Here is a 14,538-nt window from a genome sequence, read left to right on the forward strand (position 1 = left end):
GTCTGCTATCATCGCCAGCCTTTGTTGATACCAGTTCGCAACTTGCGCTGAAGCGGCCCATGCCATGATTAAACAACGCACCCTGAAAAATATTATCCGTGCCACAGGTGTAGGCCTGCACTCCGGGGAGAAGGTTTACCTGACCCTCAAGCCCGCACCTGTGAATACCGGCATTGTGTTTTGCCGAGCTGACCTTGACCCCGTCGTGCAGATCCCTGCGCGTGCGGAAAACGTCGGCGACACCACTCTGTCGACCACTCTGGTCAATGGTGATGTCAAAGTTGACACGGTAGAACACCTGCTCTCGGCCATGGCTGGCCTTGGCATCGATAACGCCTACGTCGAGCTCTCTGCCTCCGAAGTTCCTATCATGGACGGCAGCGCAGGCCCTTTCGTATTCCTGATTCAATCGGCTGGCCTGGAAGAACAGGACGCGCCGAAGAAATTCATCCGCATCCTGCGTGAAGTCACAGTGGAGGAGGGCGGTAAACGCGCTACTTTCGTGCCTTTCGAAGGGTTCAAGGTCAGTTTCGAGATCGATTTCGATCACCCCGTCTTCCGTGATCGCACCCAGAGTGCAAGCGTGGACTTTTCCAGCACTTCCTTCGTGAAGGAAGTCAGCCGTGCCCGGACCTTCGGGTTCATGAGTGACATCGAGTACCTGCGCAAGCACAACCTCGCACTCGGCGGCAGTGTGGAAAACGCCATCGTGGTCGACAAGGACGGCGTACTGAACGAAGACGGCCTGCGTTACGAGGACGAATTCGTCAAACACAAAATCCTCGACGCCATCGGTGACCTTTACCTGCTAGGCAATAGCCTGATCGGTGAGTTCCGTGGCTTCAAATCGGGGCATGCACTGAACAATCGTCTCCTGCGCACGTTGATCGAGCAGAAAGACGCTTGGGAAGTGGTGACTTTCGAGGATGCCAGTACGGCACCTATTTCCTACATGCGCCCTGTCGCGGCCGTGTAGGCAAGCTTTACTCTCTTTCCTTTTGTTCTTTAAAGGCTGCCCTCGGGTGGCCTTTTTTTATCCGCTTCATTGGGCAAAGCCAGTTGCGCAGAGGATCGGGCGAAAATCACTCAGACGTTATTTCTTGTCCTTGGCATGGCTGGCCAGCCGCTCAAGCGCTGCCCGCAGCTTGGGATCAGTGATGCCCTCGGCGGTGGCCTGAATGTTCTCGGCGGCAATCGAAGACAGGTCGATGGTGTGCGTGGCCGCTCCGCGCGGGGCTTCAGGTGGCTGCACCCTGAAGACAATGCGCATCAGGTTGATGAATTCGTCGAAGGCCATCAGTTGCCGGTGCAGGCGCTTCTGCTGATAGCGCAGGCGCGTGGCCCAGTGACCATCCGTCACGATCAGCAACAAGGTGCCTTCGCGCCACGAGGCCACACGACAATGCTCGCGCGCGGCTGGTTGCAGCTGACTTTCGAGCAGGCGCTGCAAATGGCTAAGGCGTTCGGCGTGACGAAAGATAGCCTTCAGAGGCTTGGCTTCACGCAGCAGAACCGCGGGCGGGCGGGCGTTCAGAGGACGAAAGGCCATGGTGGAGTGCCTGGTAACAAGATGAACATCTTAACAGAAAGCGTTCTAACGGCTGCTTTTCAGGGCATTTCCGTGCTTTCATATGCAAATCAATGAGTAACTTCCCCGGATTATGGGTTGAAGTGCTTGAAATTGGCCCCATTGTAAACCTGCCCCATAACAGCGCTGTGCCAGCATCGTGGAATAACGCCACTTTCCTCACCATCGTTTCCGGGTAGAATGCTCGTTCGCATGCGGCCATCTGGGCTGCACGGGCGACTCACGGGGCCGCCCTCCATTCCTATGTGTGGAAGATCCTGTCGATATGTTTGCGCCTTTGTTGAAAAAACTTTTTGGAAGCAAGAACGAGCGTGAAGTAAAACGCATGCTCAAGACGGTACAGATCGTCAATGCCTTCGAAGAGCAAATGGTGGCCCTTTCGGACGAGCAATTGCGCGCCAAGACCGAAGAGTTCAAGGCCCGCATAGCCAAAGGCGAGACCCTCGATCAATTACTGCCGGAAGCCTTTGCTGTCGCTCGTGAAGCGGGCAAGCGCGTCATGGGCATGCGCCACTTCGACGTTCAGTTGATCGGCGGTATGACCCTGCACGAAGGTCAGATCGCGGAAATGCGTACCGGTGAAGGTAAAACCCTGGTCGGTACGTTGGCTGTGTACCTCAATGCGCTTTCCGGCAAGGGCGTTCACGTAGTCACCGTGAACGACTATCTCGCTCGCCGAGATGCCAACTGGATGCGTCCGTTGTACGAATTCCTCGGTCTGACCGTAGGCATCGTCACACCATTCCAGCCGCCGGAAGAAAAACGCGCTGCTTATGCTGCCGACATCACCTACGGCACCAATAACGAATACGGCTTCGATTACCTGCGCGACAACATGGCGTTCAGCATGGACGACAAGTTCCAGCGCGAACTCAATTTCGCCGTAATCGACGAAGTCGACTCGATTCTGATCGACGAAGCGCGTACGCCGCTGATCATCTCCGGTCAGGCCGAAGACAGCTCCAAGCTGTACACCGAAATCAACCGCCTGATCCCCAAGCTCGAGCAGCATATCGAGGAAGTGGAAGGCGAAGTCACCAAACCTGGCCACTTCACCGTTGACGAGAAAACCCGTCAGGTTGAGCTGAACGAAGCCGGTCACCAGTTCATCGAGGAAATGCTCACCGAAGTCGGCTTGCTGGCTGAAGGCGAGAGCCTGTACTCGGCTCACAACCTGGGCCTGCTGACTCACGTTTATGCCGGTCTGCGTGCGCACAAACTGTTCAACCGCAACGTCGAGTACATCGTTGCAGACGGCCAGGTTCTGCTGGTCGACGAGCATACCGGCCGCACCATGCCGGGCCGTCGCTTGTCCGAGGGCCTGCATCAGGCCATCGAAGCCAAGGAAAACCTGAACATTCAGGCCGAAAGCCAGACCCTGGCATCGACCACGTTCCAGAACTACTTCCGTCTGTACAACAAACTGTCCGGCATGACCGGTACGGCTGACACCGAAGCGTTCGAATTCCACCAGATCTACAACCTGGCCGTCATGGTCATCCCGCCGAACAAGCCGTTGGCGCGTAAAGACTTCAACGACCTCGTCTATCTGACGGCGGAAGAGAAGTACGCAGCCATCGTTACCGACATCAAGGCCTGCATTGCAGAGAACCGTCCGGTGCTGGTAGGTACGGCGACCATCGAAACCTCCGAACACATGTCCAACCTGCTCAAGCAGGAAGGCATTGATCACAAGGTTCTGAACGCCAAGTTCCACGAAAAAGAAGCAGAAATCATCGCGCAGGCCGGTCGTCCGGGTGCTTTGACCATTGCTACCAACATGGCGGGTCGCGGTACAGACATCCTGTTGGGCGGTAACTGGGAAGTAGAGGTCGCCAATCTGGAAGATCCGACCCCTGAGCAGATCGCACAGATCAAGGCTGACTGGCAGAAACGCCATCAGCAGGTGATCGAAGCGGGTGGCTTGCACGTTATTGCCTCCGAGCGCCACGAATCGCGCCGTATCGACAACCAGCTGCGTGGCCGTGCCGGCCGCCAGGGTGACACCGGTTCCAGCCGTTTCTACCTGTCGCTCGAAGACAGCCTGATGCGTATCTTCGCCTCGGACCGCGTGAAGAATTTCATGAAGGCGCTGGGCATGCAGTCCGGTGAGGCTATCGAGCACCGCATGGTGACCAACGCCATCGAAAAAGCGCAGCGCAAAGTGGAAGGTCGCAACTTCGACATCCGCAAGCAATTGCTCGAGTTCGATGACGTGGCCAACGAGCAGCGCAAAGTGATCTATCACATGCGTAACACGCTGCTGGCTGCCGAGAACATTGGTGAGACCATCGCTGACTTCCGTGAGGAAGTGCTCAACAATCTCATCAGTCAGCATATTCCGCCGCAATCCCTGCCGGAGCAGTGGAACGTTGCCGGTCTGGAAGCCGCGCTGAACACCGACTTTGCCGTCAAACTGCCCGTCCAGCAGTGGCTGGACGAAGACGACAACCTGCACGAAGACAGCCTGCGCGAAAAAATCATGGCGCAGTTGTTGGTGGCGTACAACGAGAAGGAAGACCAGGCCAGCGCCGAAGCCCTGCGTTCCTTCGAGAAGCAGATCCTCCTGCGCGTGCTGGACGACCTGTGGAAAGATCACCTGTCGACCATGGACCACCTGCGTCACGGTATCCACCTGCGCGGCTACGCTCAGAAGAACCCGAAGCAGGAATACAAGCGCGAGTCCTTCACGCTGTTCCAGGAGCTGCTGGATTCGATCAAGCGCGACACCATCCGTGTACTTTCGCATGTTCAGGTTCGTCGCGAAGATCCAGAGGAAGAAGAGGCGCGCCTGCGTCAGGAAGCCGAAGAACTGGCCAGTCGTATGCAGTTCGAACACGCTCCTGCGCCGGGCATCGACCAGCCGCTGCCGGATGAAGAGGGGGGCGAAGCGCCTGTAGCCGTCGCATCCGAGCCGGTCCGCAACGACCAGAAACTGGGTCGCAACGAGCTGTGCTGGTGTGGTTCGGGCAAGAAATTCAAACACTGTCACGGCCAGATCAACTAAGCCTTTGACTGTGTAATACCTGCGCCGCGACCGGCTTGCCCGTCGCGGCGTTTTTTCATTGATCGCCGTACCGATGCGGACGGCGCCATACTCCTTGAGGAGCACCCCGATGGCTGTTGGTCTTGGTCCTTTGCCTGCGTTGCACCCGGTTCCCGGTTTTGAACTTGGCATTTCTTCTGCCGGCATCAAACGCCCGGGGCGCAAGGATGTTGTGGTCATGCGCTGTGCCGAAGGCTCCAGCGTTGCCGGTGTATTCACCTTGAATGCGTTCTGCGCCGCGCCGGTCATTCTGGCCAAACAGCGTGTTCAGGGGACGGTGCGTTATTTGCTGACCAACACCGGCAATGCCAACGCGGGCACGGGCGAACCAGGTCTGGTTGCTGCGCGACGTACTTGCGAAAAGCTGGCGCAACTGACCGGCGTCGATGCATCAGCAGTGCTGCCTTACTCAACGGGCGTGATCGGCGAGCCGTTGCCTGTGGAAAAGATCGAAGGCGCGCTGCAAGCCGCGCTTGATGATCTGTCTGTGGATAACTGGGCCGCTGCGGCGACCGGCATCATGACCACCGACACCCTGCCCAAAGGCGCGAGCCGTCAGTTCACCCACGATGGCGTGACCATCACCGTGACCGGCATCAGCAAAGGCGCAGGCATGATTCGCCCGAACATGGCGACCATGCTTGGCTACATCGCCACCGACGCCAAAGTGTCGCAGAGCGTACTGCAGGACCTGATTCGCGACGGTGCCAACAAGTCCTTTAATCGCATCACTATCGATGGCGATACCTCTACCAACGACTGCTGCATGCTGATTGCCACCGGTCAGGCTGATTTGCCCGAGATCACCGAGGCCAAGGGCCCGCTGTTCGACGCGTTGAAGAAAGCCGTGTTCGACGTGTGCATGGATGTCGCTCAGGCCATCGTGCGTGATGGCGAAGGTGCGACCAAGTTCGTGACGGTAGAAGTCAACGGTGGCGGCAATCATCAGGAGTGCCTGGACGTCGGTTATGCCGTGGCCCACTCGCCGCTGATCAAGACCGCGCTGTTCGCCTCCGATCCGAACTGGGGGCGTATTCTGGCGGCTGTCGGCCGCGCTGGCGTGCCGGACCTGGACGTGAGCAAGATCGACGTATTCCTGGGCGGCGTATGCATTGCCAGCCAGGGCTGCCGCGCCACGACCTACACCGAAGAGCAGGGCTCGGCGGTAATGGCCGAAGAAGAAATCACCATTCGTATCGAGCTGGGTCGCGGTGATTGCAGCGAAACCATCTGGACCACCGACCTTTCTCACGAATACGTGAAGATCAACGCGGAATATCGCACCTGATTCAATGCCCGGCGCGCGGGCATCCTGCTCTCGCGCCGGGCTCAATGGAGCTGAACCATGAGCCTGCATCTGATTATCGGCGACAAACGCTATTCCTCCTGGTCGCTGCGTCCCTGGCTGGTGCTGGAAATGACCGGTGCTGCGTTCACCGATCAAGTCATCCGCCTGAACCTGCCGGACACCCGCGAGAATATTCTCAAGTATTCGCCGACCGGCAAGGTGCCTGCGCTTCAGTGTGAGCACGGCACGATCATCGATTCGCTGGCGATCTGTGAATATCTGGTCGAGCGCTTCCCGGACGTCGAGCTGTGGCCGCGTGATATCGCTGCCCGTGCCCAGGCCCGTTCGGCGTGTGCGCAGATGCACAGCGGTTTCGTCAATCTGCGCTCGAACATGCCAATGGACCTGCGTCAGGATAAGGCGCTGGAAGTGATCACGGTCGATACCCAGAACGATATCGACCGTATCGTCGAGCTGTGGGCCGAATGTCGCGCTGCTGCTGCCGAAAGTGGTCCTTTTCTGTTTGGCAAGCCGAGCATTGCTGATGCGTTCTTCGCACCGGTGGCTATTCGTCTGCGCGGCTATCACGTCCAGTTGCCGGCAGAGGCACTGGCGTATATCGAAACCATCTACCAGTGGCCCGCCTTCAAGCGCTGGCAGCAGGCAGGCCTGCAGGAGTCCTGATCGTGAAACGAGTTCATGTGGCTGCCGCCGTCATTCGTGGCGCTGACGGCAGTATATTGATTGCCCGACGTGCCGACACTCAGCATCAAGGTGGCCTCTGGGAGTTTCCCGGTGGCAAGGTCGAAGAGGGTGAGACCGTTCAGGCCGCACTCGCACGTGAACTGCAGGAAGAGCTGGGCATCCTGGTGACGGCGGCACGTCCGCTGATCAAGGTTTGTCACGACTATCCGGACAAGCAGGTGCTGCTGGACGTCTGGGAAGTCTCGGCATTTACCGGCGAGCCGCATGGTGCAGAAGGGCAGCCACTGGTCTGGGCGGCTCCGCGAGAGCTGCCTGACTACGACTTTCCGGCCGCCAACCAGCCGATTGTCGCTGCGGCACGTTTGCCCGGCGAGTATCTGATCACGCCTGACGGGCTGGACAATATCGAGCTGTTGCGCGGTATGCAGAAAGCCATCGCAGGCGGTATCAAGCTGGTCCAGTTGCGGGCCCCGGGTGGCTATGACCCGAAGTATCGCGATCTGGCCGTGGATGCGGCCGGGCTGTGTGCGGGCAAGGCGCAGCTTATGCTCAAAGGGCCTCTGGAGTGGCTGGGCGACTTTCCGTCCGCCGGTTGGCACCTGACGGCGGAGCAACTGCGCAAGTACGCCAGTCGTGGACGTCCGTTCCCTGAGAACCGCTGGCTGGCGGCGTCGTGCCATAACGCCGAAGAGCTGGCCCTGGCAGAGCAGATGGGCGTGGATTTCGTCACCCTGTCACCGGTTCAGCCCACCCTGACTCATCCCGATGCACAGCCGCTGGGCTGGCAGCAGGCGGCGCAACTGATTGCAGGCTTTAACAAACCGGTTTTTCTGCTGGGCGGCGTTGGCCCTTCCGAGCGTCAGCAGGCCTGGGAAAGCGGCGCACAGGGCGTGGCCGGGATCCGCGCGTTCTGGCCTGACGAAATCGTCTGAGTCGCACAGCTGACCCAGAGCACTCATCGTTATACACGTCCGCTTTTGACTATGGCCGAAGGCCGTGGGAGCGGACTTGTCCGCGAAGCGTCGCCCGGTCCGCTCCCCACAAATGCCCCTACGCTTCAACGTGAAAACGCTCCGCGTCACAAATCTGCGCCGCGCAGCCATTCGGATGCTCATCAAACCGGCTTGGGCGCGGGCTGCCAGAGTATTTCCGCAATGCCCTGTCTTCTGGCGATCAATCGAGCAGCGACGAACAGCAAATCCGACAACCTGTTGATGTACGCCAGCCCGGCGCCTTCCAGTGGCTCGACCGCATTCAGATGCTGGCAACGGCGTTCGGCACTGCGCGCCAGGCTGCGGCAGATGTGCGCTTGAGCGATAAGCGATGAGCCGCCTGGCAAGATGAAATTTTCCAACGGCCCCAGCTCTTCATTCCACACATCGATTGCCGCTTCCAGCCGCTCGACCTCAGCGTCCTTCAGCGCTTTGTAAGTTGGCATCGCCAGTTCACCGCCCAGATCGAACAGCCGATGCTGGCAAGGCGCGAGCACCTCGATCACTTCGTTGAGAGCCGGCACGCTTTTGGCCTCATCAATCAGTCCGGCCAGCAACAGGCCGAGCTGGCTGTTGAGCGTATCGACCTCACCAATGGCCTCGACGCGCGGATGATCCTTGGACACCCGTCGACCGTCGCCCAGACCGGTCTCTCCGGCATCACCGGTGCGTGTGTAAATCTTCGACAAACGAAAGCCCATTGCTGCGATTCCTGATCAAGACTTGGAAATAACCTGCTGCTGAACGCTTACCTGGTTGGCCACCAACGGTAGACGCAGCGTAAAGCAGGTGCCTGTGCCGAGAGAGGAATGCACCTCCATCTGGCCTTTATGATTATTGGTAACAATGAAATACGACACCGACAGACCCAGCCCGGTGCCCTGGCCGATTTCCTTGGTGGTAAAGAACGGTTCGAAAGTACGTTTTCGGACGTTTTCGGACATGCCGATGCCGTTGTCCTCCACCTGAATTTCGGCCCAGGGCGGGTTGAGACGGGTACGCAGGATGATGCGTCCAGGCTCCTCGCTCTCCGGGCGCTGGTGAATGGCCTGGGCGGCGTTCTTCAGCAGGTTCAGCAGCACCTGCTCCAGTTCGTTGGCGATGCACGGTACCGGACCCAGTTCCGGGTCGAACTGACGGATGATGTGCTGGCCCTTGAAGTCGAAACCGACTGTCAGGTCAAAATCGTTGCTGGCAATTTCCACTGCCTGATCGATCAATGCCGGTAAGTCGCAGGCTGACAGCTGACGACTGCTCAAGCGGCTGAAATTGAGCATGTGGCTGACAATCTTTGCTGCCCTGGCACCCGCTTGCTGGATGCCATCGAGCAGTTTTGGTACTTCGCGGCTTTCCAGATAATGATTGACCTGCGCCAGATCGATACCGTCGGCTTCGGCCTGCTCAATGTTCTTCGGCAGTTCCGGGGACAGACGCCGCCTGATGTTCTGCACATTGTGCAGAATGGCGCCCAACGGGTTGTTGATCTCGTGGGCCATGCCCGCTGCCAGACCGCCGACAGACAACATCTTCTCCGACTGCACCATCATTTCTTCCAGCGATATACGCTGGGTGATGTCATCGATACGGATCACCACGCCACGCCCGGCATCGCCGGTCAGCGGGTAGAACGTCAGCGCATAGTGGCGCGACTCGTCGTTTTTGATCCAGGTCACGCGCTCGATCTTGGTCACGCTGTGGCGCTCGACGGTGTGCTTGATTTGCGGCAGAAACGAGCGCATCGGCTCGAAGGCCAGAAAGATCGGCTGGTTCAACGCTTCGTCCAGCGTGGTTCCGGACAGCGCTGTCGCCTCCTGATTCCACTGGGTGACGTACAGCTGCTCGTCCAGCGCGATCATCGCCGAGGGCATCGAATCAATGATGCTGTTGAGGTAGTTCTGAAAGCCGGTGAGCTTCTTCTCGATCTTGCTGCGCACCTGGACTTCCAGTTCCAGTTTGCGGTTGGTGTGGCGGGTTTCCTCGGCCAGCCCCTGTGCTTGATCGTAAGCTTCCTGGGAGTCATCTCGAGCGCGCTTGAGTTGTTGCTCACGCGCTTCGATACGCGACAGCATGGTATTGAATGCCTCGGCCAGACTGCCGATTTCATCCTCGTTGCCAGGCTCTGCGCGCAGTGCGTAGTTTTCTTCGCGGGTGACCTGCCGCGACAGTTCTTCCAACTGATAAATGGGCTCTGTGATCAAGCGCCGGATCTGCCGGGCCACCACCAGCCACAGCAATACGCTGAACACCAGAATGCCCAGACTCGCGGTCAGTGTGCCGGTGTAGAACGCGGGAGGCAGCTCGCTGCTGGCAACCAGTAACATGTGCCCGGGCGGTTCGTCGCCTTTCGGTACGGTAATGACCTGCGTGCTGCGAAATTCAGTAAGCCGCCAGCTTTCGAGGTCCTTGTAGTGTCTGGGCAGTTGCAGGCCCTCGCCCTGTTGCATCTGCTCAAGTCGCTCTCCGTCGTTGTCGTATATGGCCGCTGCACGTAGCGGGCCGTAGCTTTTGAGTTCCTTGAGCAAGGCACGCGCATCGGCAGGCGAGTTCAAGGCGCGCTCGTTGAGATTGGCGCTGCTGATCAGACGGCCAATGGTCTGCAGGGCCTGCGGGGCCATCGCTTCCTGAGAGATGTAATAAGCCGCGCTGATGAAGGTCAGGTTCGCAACCAGCAGCACGGTGGTCATCAGGACCAGCAGGGCGGCCAGCAGTTTCTGACCTACCGGCAGGTTTTCCAGGCGTTGGCGCAAAGGCATTGGGAAGGTCGCAGTGACATGTGATGCGAGCAGGGTAGCGCGCGCTAGTCAGTACGCAAACCCTTGTGTGCCAGATGGGCTGTCAGACGTGTCTGCAATTGCTGCAGGTGTGCTGCCGGACAGCGATGACGCACGGCTGCCGCACACGCGTAACCCAGCAGGTAGCTGATTTCGGTGCGTCGCCCGTGAAGCACATCCTGATACATGGATGAGTAATTGGCTGCCGTTGCATGAATGACCCGCAGCACTTCAGCATGCAAGTCATGCGCTGCCGCTGGCTGGCCGCAGCGGCCCAGCAAATCGCTCAGCTCGGCGCACAGTGTTGCGACCTCGCAGGCGTGCTCGAGCAGGCCACCATTACGGCAGTCGTGCAGGACCGTCAGCGGGTTGATCGCGCAGTTCAGGGCCAGCTTGCGCCACAGCCGCGTCAGGATGTCCGGTGTCCATTCGTGGGGAATGCCACTGGCGTGCAAGTCCTGCAGAAGTGCGGGTGCCGTCGGGTTCGATACATCGCCAAGCCAGTTGAAACCGTGGCCAGCTAACCTGACACGCCAGTCCGACTCCAGAAACGCGCCTTCAGTGCTGGAGGCGAACACGCAGCGGATGTGGGGGATTCTTGCAGCCACAGCGTCCTGACTGCCCAGGCCGTTTTGTAGCAGGATGACGTCGGCATGTGCCGCCAGACGCGGTGCCAACTGCGCAACAGCCTGCTCAGCGTCGTAGGCCTTGCAGGCGACCAGCAGCCGCTCGATGGGTTGGTGATGTTCGGCGGTCTGTGCTTCGACCGAGTACGTGTGGGCGATATCGTTTTCGACCAGTGTCACGCAACCGCCACTGGTGTTATAAGCCGCCAGCCGTTCAGCATTGCGAAGAATCAGCCGCACCGGCAGACCTGCGCGCGCCAGTCGCGCCGCCCACAGAGTGCCCAGACTTCCCGCGCCGAGAACATGCCATGTCACCGCCATCAGTGAGGCACGTTAAGGCGTTGAAGCGGTCTGCTGAAGGTGAAAACAAGGATGTGCATGAAAGGCTCACAGTGAATGCAGGAAAAGTCTCGTTATAATGAGCGTTCTTTCAAACCGTCAAGTCACGCGTGCCCGAATCGTGCGCACGCCGTTTATCTGGAGAACATACATGCCCTCGTTCGACGTAGTGTCCGAATTGGATAAACACGAAGTCACGAATGCCGTCGACAATGCCATCAAAGAGCTGGACCGTCGCTATGACCTCAAAGGCAAAGGCACGTTCGAGTTCAAGGAACTGACTGTCACGCTGACCGCAGAAGCAGACTTTCAGCTGGAGGCCATGATCGAAATCCTCAAGCTGGCGCTGGTCAAACGCAAGATCGATGCAAAATGCCTCGAGATCAAGGATGCCTACGCTTCGGGCAAACTGATGAAGCAGGAAGTCACCCTGCGCGAAGGCATCGACAAGGAACTGGCGAAAAAAATCGTCGCCCATATCAAAGAGGGCAAACTCAAGGTCCAGGCCGCCATTCAGGGCGAGCAGGTGCGGGTTACCGGCAAGAAACGCGACGACCTGCAAGAAGCGATCGCAGCGCTGCGTGCCTATGATTCGGGCATGCCGCTGCAATTCAACAACTTCCGCGACTAATATTTTATTTGCACTGAAAGCCGGGGAACCCTGCGTCCCCCGGCCAGTCCGAATCGCCTTGAGCATTGAAATGACGGCAGGCCGCCGTGGTTTCGATGGCAGTTCATGGCGGGTAAGGAGATAACGATGGATTTAAACGCAGAAGTCGGTCATCTGTGGCAAGCGTCGCAGGCCTGGATTCCGATGATCATGGAGTACGGCAGCCGCTTGCTGCTGGCAGTCGTAACGCTGTGTGTGGGCTGGTGGCTGATCAACCGGCTGACCGGAAAACTGGGCGCGTTGCTGGCCTTGCGACACGCCGACCTGGCCTTGCAGGGCTTCGTCAGCAACCTGGCGAACATCATTCTGAAAATCCTGCTGGTGGTCAGCGTCGCGTCGATGATCGGCGTCGAAACTACCTCGTTCGTGGCCGCTATCGGTGCTGCCGGCCTGGCGATTGGTCTGGCATTACAAGGCAGCCTGGCGAACTTTGCGGGTGGTGTGCTGATTCTGTTGTTCCGTCCGTTCCGTATCGGTGACTGGATCGAAGCCCAGGGTGTGTCGGGAACTGTCGACAACATCCAGATCTTCCACACCGTGCTGCGCACCGGCGACAACCGTACGGTGATCATTCCCAACGGCAACCTGTCCAACGGCATCATCACCAACACCAACCGTCAGCCAACCCGCAAGATCACCTTCGATATCGGCGTCAGCCACGATGCGGATTTGAGGAAAGCATTGCAGGTCCTGCTGGACATGGCAGACGACCCACGCGTACTAAAGGACCCGGCCCCACAGGCCGTGGTGGCAGCGCTGGGGGAGAACGCAATTACCTTGTCCCTGCGTGTCTGGACCAGCAGTGGCGACATGGGCGACGTGACGTCGATGTTCAACATCGAAGCACGCGACCGCTTGAAGGACGCAGGCATCGAGATTCCATTGCCGCAACGGATTGTGCGGGTGGTTCAGGAATAGTGGTTTGTGCGGTATGAAAAAGCCTTGGCTTGTGAGAGTCGGGGCTTTTTTGTATGCGTTCGTTAAAGGTTAGTCTTTTGTGGCGAGTGTCGCGTTTATAGCCGACTCATCATCGGCTTCTTGAATATTGCGTCTACACAGATCAGTCATTTTTTTTGGGTGTGACTTTTGGGACTCATTGTAGCTTTATGATCAAAAAGCATATAAAGGCTGAAAATGCAGTCAGGCCTGCTGCCAACGCATGTATGAAAAAAACTGTTCGGATTTTTCTGGAGCATCTCCACGGTTTCTTCAAATATGCGTATATAAGCAACAGGCCAGTTGCGACAAACTCTATGCACAGGAGTGAAAATATCGTTCCGACGACAGTCAGCGCTCCCATGCCTAAATTGCTGGCTGTTTGAAGCACGTATATACAAAGGGCTATACCGCTAATGGGCAGCCAGATTCCCAAGCCAATGAGCGTGAGAAGAAAATAGTGGCCGATATGATTTTCAGCTTCTGTTGTCATTGTTCGATCCTTGCTTTTCTATCCAGTTGGCGTGCAGGTTTTTTCTTCGATAGTGAAACGTCACACCTCTGTAAGCGTCCGGCCAAGTCATCTACCCAGCCCCGCAAAGCCAGGACATGGTACGCACTTAAATTTAAGTGGGCACCAGTCCTAGCCTTTTAAGCGGGTATTTCATGCAGTCAAAACGCCGCTCCTATTCCAAGTCCTTCAAAGCCCAGGTCATTCAAGAGCTTGCCCAGCCCGGCGCTTCGATTTCCTGCACCGCTGTCTTGCTGCAATCTTCGATCAAAATTGTTTGTCGAAGCTTTTGACAGATGGCAGACGGGTCGTGCAGGGGCCGTACTCCACGCTGTGCCCCGTCAGATGACTATCCACCGGCTTTACCTTGAACTGCTGGCCGTCGATGAGCCCCGTGGTGGCCAGCGAAAGCAAGGAATACCGGCGCATGGCCTTGGGGTCTGTGTTATCGCAAGGCTCGACGACCTGGACATTCAGCCCGCCAAAATACTCGATAGTGATGTCCAGTGAACCACTGGCAGGATAATCGCCCTCGAACAGCGACCATTCCTTGAAGGTACCGCATCCCCTGCCACCATAGAGCGCGATGTTCAGGCAAAAGAACCGGTCGCCGGCCGGTGCGCTTTGTTGAACACGTACCACCGTATTGGCAAGGGGCTGGTCGTTTTCATCGACCACTTGCACGGTAATGTGCACCGGTTTAGGCATACGGCTTTTTTCTACGCCCGACGTGCATCCGGCCACGGACAAGATCAGTACGGCCGCCGTGGCCAGCAGGGGAAATGCTTTCATTGAGAGGTCTTCTATAAAGGACGCCATCCCGGACAGCCATACCCTTTGGATCACGGTACCCGGGTTGATCGTGCGGCATTGTTGCATGTTCCGTGCAGGTTCGGCCCTGTGGTCATTTCGTGAGGGCCACAAAGGGTGTAATAACACACCTCTCGCACGGCTCGTACTTACGGTGAGCCATAGGTGAACGGATCTGCGCCGCGGTTCTGGCTGTTCTTTGCTTTACGGGCTTCATCGGGCGGGCGGACCATTTGTACGGTCAGGCTGCCATCGG

14 protein-coding genes are annotated in these 14,538 nt (G+C 58.0%); 7 read left to right on the forward strand and 7 right to left on the reverse strand.

The features are described 5' to 3' along the window. Window positions 1-64: 64 nt before the first annotated feature. Complete coding sequence (gene lpxC, locus RYB66_RS12660; RefSeq protein WP_002555040.1) at window positions 65-976, forward strand: UDP-3-O-acyl-N-acetylglucosamine deacetylase; 912 nt, start codon at window positions 65-67, stop codon at window positions 974-976. Window positions 977-1,093: 117 nt separating this feature from the next. Here the strand turns inward: lpxC and RYB66_RS12665 are convergent, their stop codons facing one another. Beyond that, window positions 1,094-1,549 (reverse strand): DUF721 domain-containing protein, encoded by a 456-nt coding sequence (locus tag RYB66_RS12665; protein WP_005745012.1) that lies wholly within the window; start codon window positions 1,547-1,549, stop codon window positions 1,094-1,096. Window positions 1,550-1,853: 304 nt separating this feature from the next. On the opposite strand from RYB66_RS12665, the gene secA reads away from it, so the two are divergent. The 4 genes from secA (at window position 1,854) to RYB66_RS12685 (ending at window position 7,559) form a co-directional block, all read left to right on the forward strand. Continuing rightward, window positions 1,854-4,595 (forward strand): preprotein translocase subunit SecA, encoded by a 2,742-nt coding sequence (secA, locus tag RYB66_RS12670; protein ID WP_005733433.1) that lies wholly within the window; start codon window positions 1,854-1,856, stop codon window positions 4,593-4,595. A gap of 109 nt (window positions 4,596-4,704) precedes the next feature. Beyond that, window positions 4,705-5,922: a bifunctional glutamate N-acetyltransferase/amino-acid acetyltransferase ArgJ gene (argJ, locus tag RYB66_RS12675; protein ID WP_004666177.1), complete on the forward strand. Its 1,218-nt coding sequence runs from the start codon at window positions 4,705-4,707 to the stop codon at window positions 5,920-5,922. A gap of 57 nt (window positions 5,923-5,979) precedes the next feature. Continuing rightward, window positions 5,980-6,606 (forward strand): glutathione S-transferase family protein, encoded by a 627-nt coding sequence (locus RYB66_RS12680; RefSeq protein ID WP_002555036.1) that lies wholly within the window; start codon window positions 5,980-5,982, stop codon window positions 6,604-6,606. Window positions 6,607-6,608: 2 nt separating this feature from the next. After that, window positions 6,609-7,559, forward strand: a complete 951-nt coding sequence (locus tag RYB66_RS12685; RefSeq protein WP_057405153.1) for a Nudix family hydrolase — start codon at window positions 6,609-6,611, stop codon at window positions 7,557-7,559. Between the two features lie 182 nt (window positions 7,560-7,741). On the opposite strand, the gene RYB66_RS12690 is transcribed toward RYB66_RS12685, so the two are convergent. Genes RYB66_RS12690 through RYB66_RS12700 form a run of 3 tightly spaced genes read right to left on the reverse strand, consistent with a single transcriptional unit; the run spans window position 7,742 to window position 11,337 of the window. After that, window positions 7,742-8,320: a cob(I)yrinic acid a,c-diamide adenosyltransferase gene (locus tag RYB66_RS12690; RefSeq protein ID WP_002555034.1), complete on the reverse strand. Its 579-nt coding sequence runs from the start codon at window positions 8,318-8,320 to the stop codon at window positions 7,742-7,744. 15 nt (window positions 8,321-8,335) lie between these two features. Beyond that, complete coding sequence (locus RYB66_RS12695) at window positions 8,336-10,372, reverse strand: sensor histidine kinase (protein WP_005780979.1); 2,037 nt, start codon at window positions 10,370-10,372, stop codon at window positions 8,336-8,338. 44 nt (window positions 10,373-10,416) lie between these two features. Beyond that, window positions 10,417-11,337: a putative 2-dehydropantoate 2-reductase gene (locus RYB66_RS12700; protein ID WP_005745019.1), complete on the reverse strand. Its 921-nt coding sequence runs from the start codon at window positions 11,335-11,337 to the stop codon at window positions 10,417-10,419. A 169-nt stretch (window positions 11,338-11,506) separates the two neighbouring features. Between RYB66_RS12700 and RYB66_RS12705 the strand changes: the two genes are divergently transcribed. Continuing rightward, a complete protein-coding gene (locus tag RYB66_RS12705; protein WP_005745020.1) occupies window positions 11,507-11,986 on the forward strand; it encodes a YajQ family cyclic di-GMP-binding protein in 480 nt (159 codons plus the stop codon). A gap of 126 nt (window positions 11,987-12,112) precedes the next feature. Continuing rightward, window positions 12,113-12,943, forward strand: a complete 831-nt coding sequence (locus RYB66_RS12710; RefSeq protein ID WP_003363993.1) for a mechanosensitive ion channel family protein — start codon at window positions 12,113-12,115, stop codon at window positions 12,941-12,943. Window positions 12,944-13,118: 175 nt separating this feature from the next. On the opposite strand, the gene RYB66_RS12715 is transcribed toward RYB66_RS12710, so the two are convergent. From RYB66_RS12715 to RYB66_RS12725, 3 genes are all read right to left on the reverse strand, one after another. Further along, window positions 13,119-13,454: a hypothetical protein gene (locus RYB66_RS12715; RefSeq protein WP_316894519.1), complete on the reverse strand. Its 336-nt coding sequence runs from the start codon at window positions 13,452-13,454 to the stop codon at window positions 13,119-13,121. Between the two features lie 285 nt (window positions 13,455-13,739). Continuing rightward, window positions 13,740-14,264 carry a hypothetical protein gene (locus RYB66_RS12720; RefSeq protein ID WP_316894521.1) on the reverse strand — a complete coding sequence of 175 codons (525 nt, stop codon included), beginning with the start codon at window positions 14,262-14,264 and terminating at the stop codon, window positions 13,740-13,742. A gap of 167 nt (window positions 14,265-14,431) precedes the next feature. Continuing rightward, on the reverse strand, window positions 14,432-14,538 hold a 107-nt coding region (locus RYB66_RS12725), incomplete at its 5' end, for a DUF2875 family protein (protein WP_316894532.1).

Origin of the sequence: Pseudomonas syringae group sp. 243L2 (assembly GCF_032587875.1) — a bacterium.
Classification (GTDB): Bacteria; Pseudomonadota; Gammaproteobacteria; order Pseudomonadales; family Pseudomonadaceae; genus Aquipseudomonas; species Aquipseudomonas amygdali.

Excerpts from the sequence above, each read along its gene's own strand:
- RYB66_RS12700 (WP_005745019.1), bottom strand. The coding sequence starts at position 11,337 with ATGGCGGTGACATGGCATGTTCTCGGCGCGGGAAGTCTGGGCACTCTG.
- secA (WP_005733433.1), top strand. The coding sequence starts at position 1,854 with ATGTTTGCGCCTTTGTTGAAAAAACTTTTTGGAAGCAAGAACGAGCGT.
- RYB66_RS12715 (WP_316894519.1), bottom strand. The coding sequence starts at position 13,454 with ATGACAACAGAAGCTGAAAATCATATCGGCCACTATTTTCTTCTCACG.
- lpxC (WP_002555040.1), top strand. The coding sequence starts at position 65 with ATGATTAAACAACGCACCCTGAAAAATATTATCCGTGCCACAGGTGTA.
- RYB66_RS12680 (WP_002555036.1), top strand. The coding sequence starts at position 5,980 with ATGAGCCTGCATCTGATTATCGGCGACAAACGCTATTCCTCCTGGTCG.
- RYB66_RS12705 (WP_005745020.1), top strand. The coding sequence starts at position 11,507 with ATGCCCTCGTTCGACGTAGTGTCCGAATTGGATAAACACGAAGTCACG.
- RYB66_RS12720 (WP_316894521.1), bottom strand. The coding sequence starts at position 14,264 with ATGAAAGCATTTCCCCTGCTGGCCACGGCGGCCGTACTGATCTTGTCC.
- RYB66_RS12710 (WP_003363993.1), top strand. The coding sequence starts at position 12,113 with ATGGATTTAAACGCAGAAGTCGGTCATCTGTGGCAAGCGTCGCAGGCC.
- RYB66_RS12690 (WP_002555034.1), bottom strand. The coding sequence starts at position 8,320 with ATGGGCTTTCGTTTGTCGAAGATTTACACACGCACCGGTGATGCCGGA.
- RYB66_RS12665 (WP_005745012.1), bottom strand. The coding sequence starts at position 1,549 with ATGGCCTTTCGTCCTCTGAACGCCCGCCCGCCCGCGGTTCTGCTGCGT.
- RYB66_RS12695 (WP_005780979.1), bottom strand. The coding sequence starts at position 10,372 with ATGCCTTTGCGCCAACGCCTGGAAAACCTGCCGGTAGGTCAGAAACTG.
- argJ (WP_004666177.1), top strand. The coding sequence starts at position 4,705 with ATGGCTGTTGGTCTTGGTCCTTTGCCTGCGTTGCACCCGGTTCCCGGT.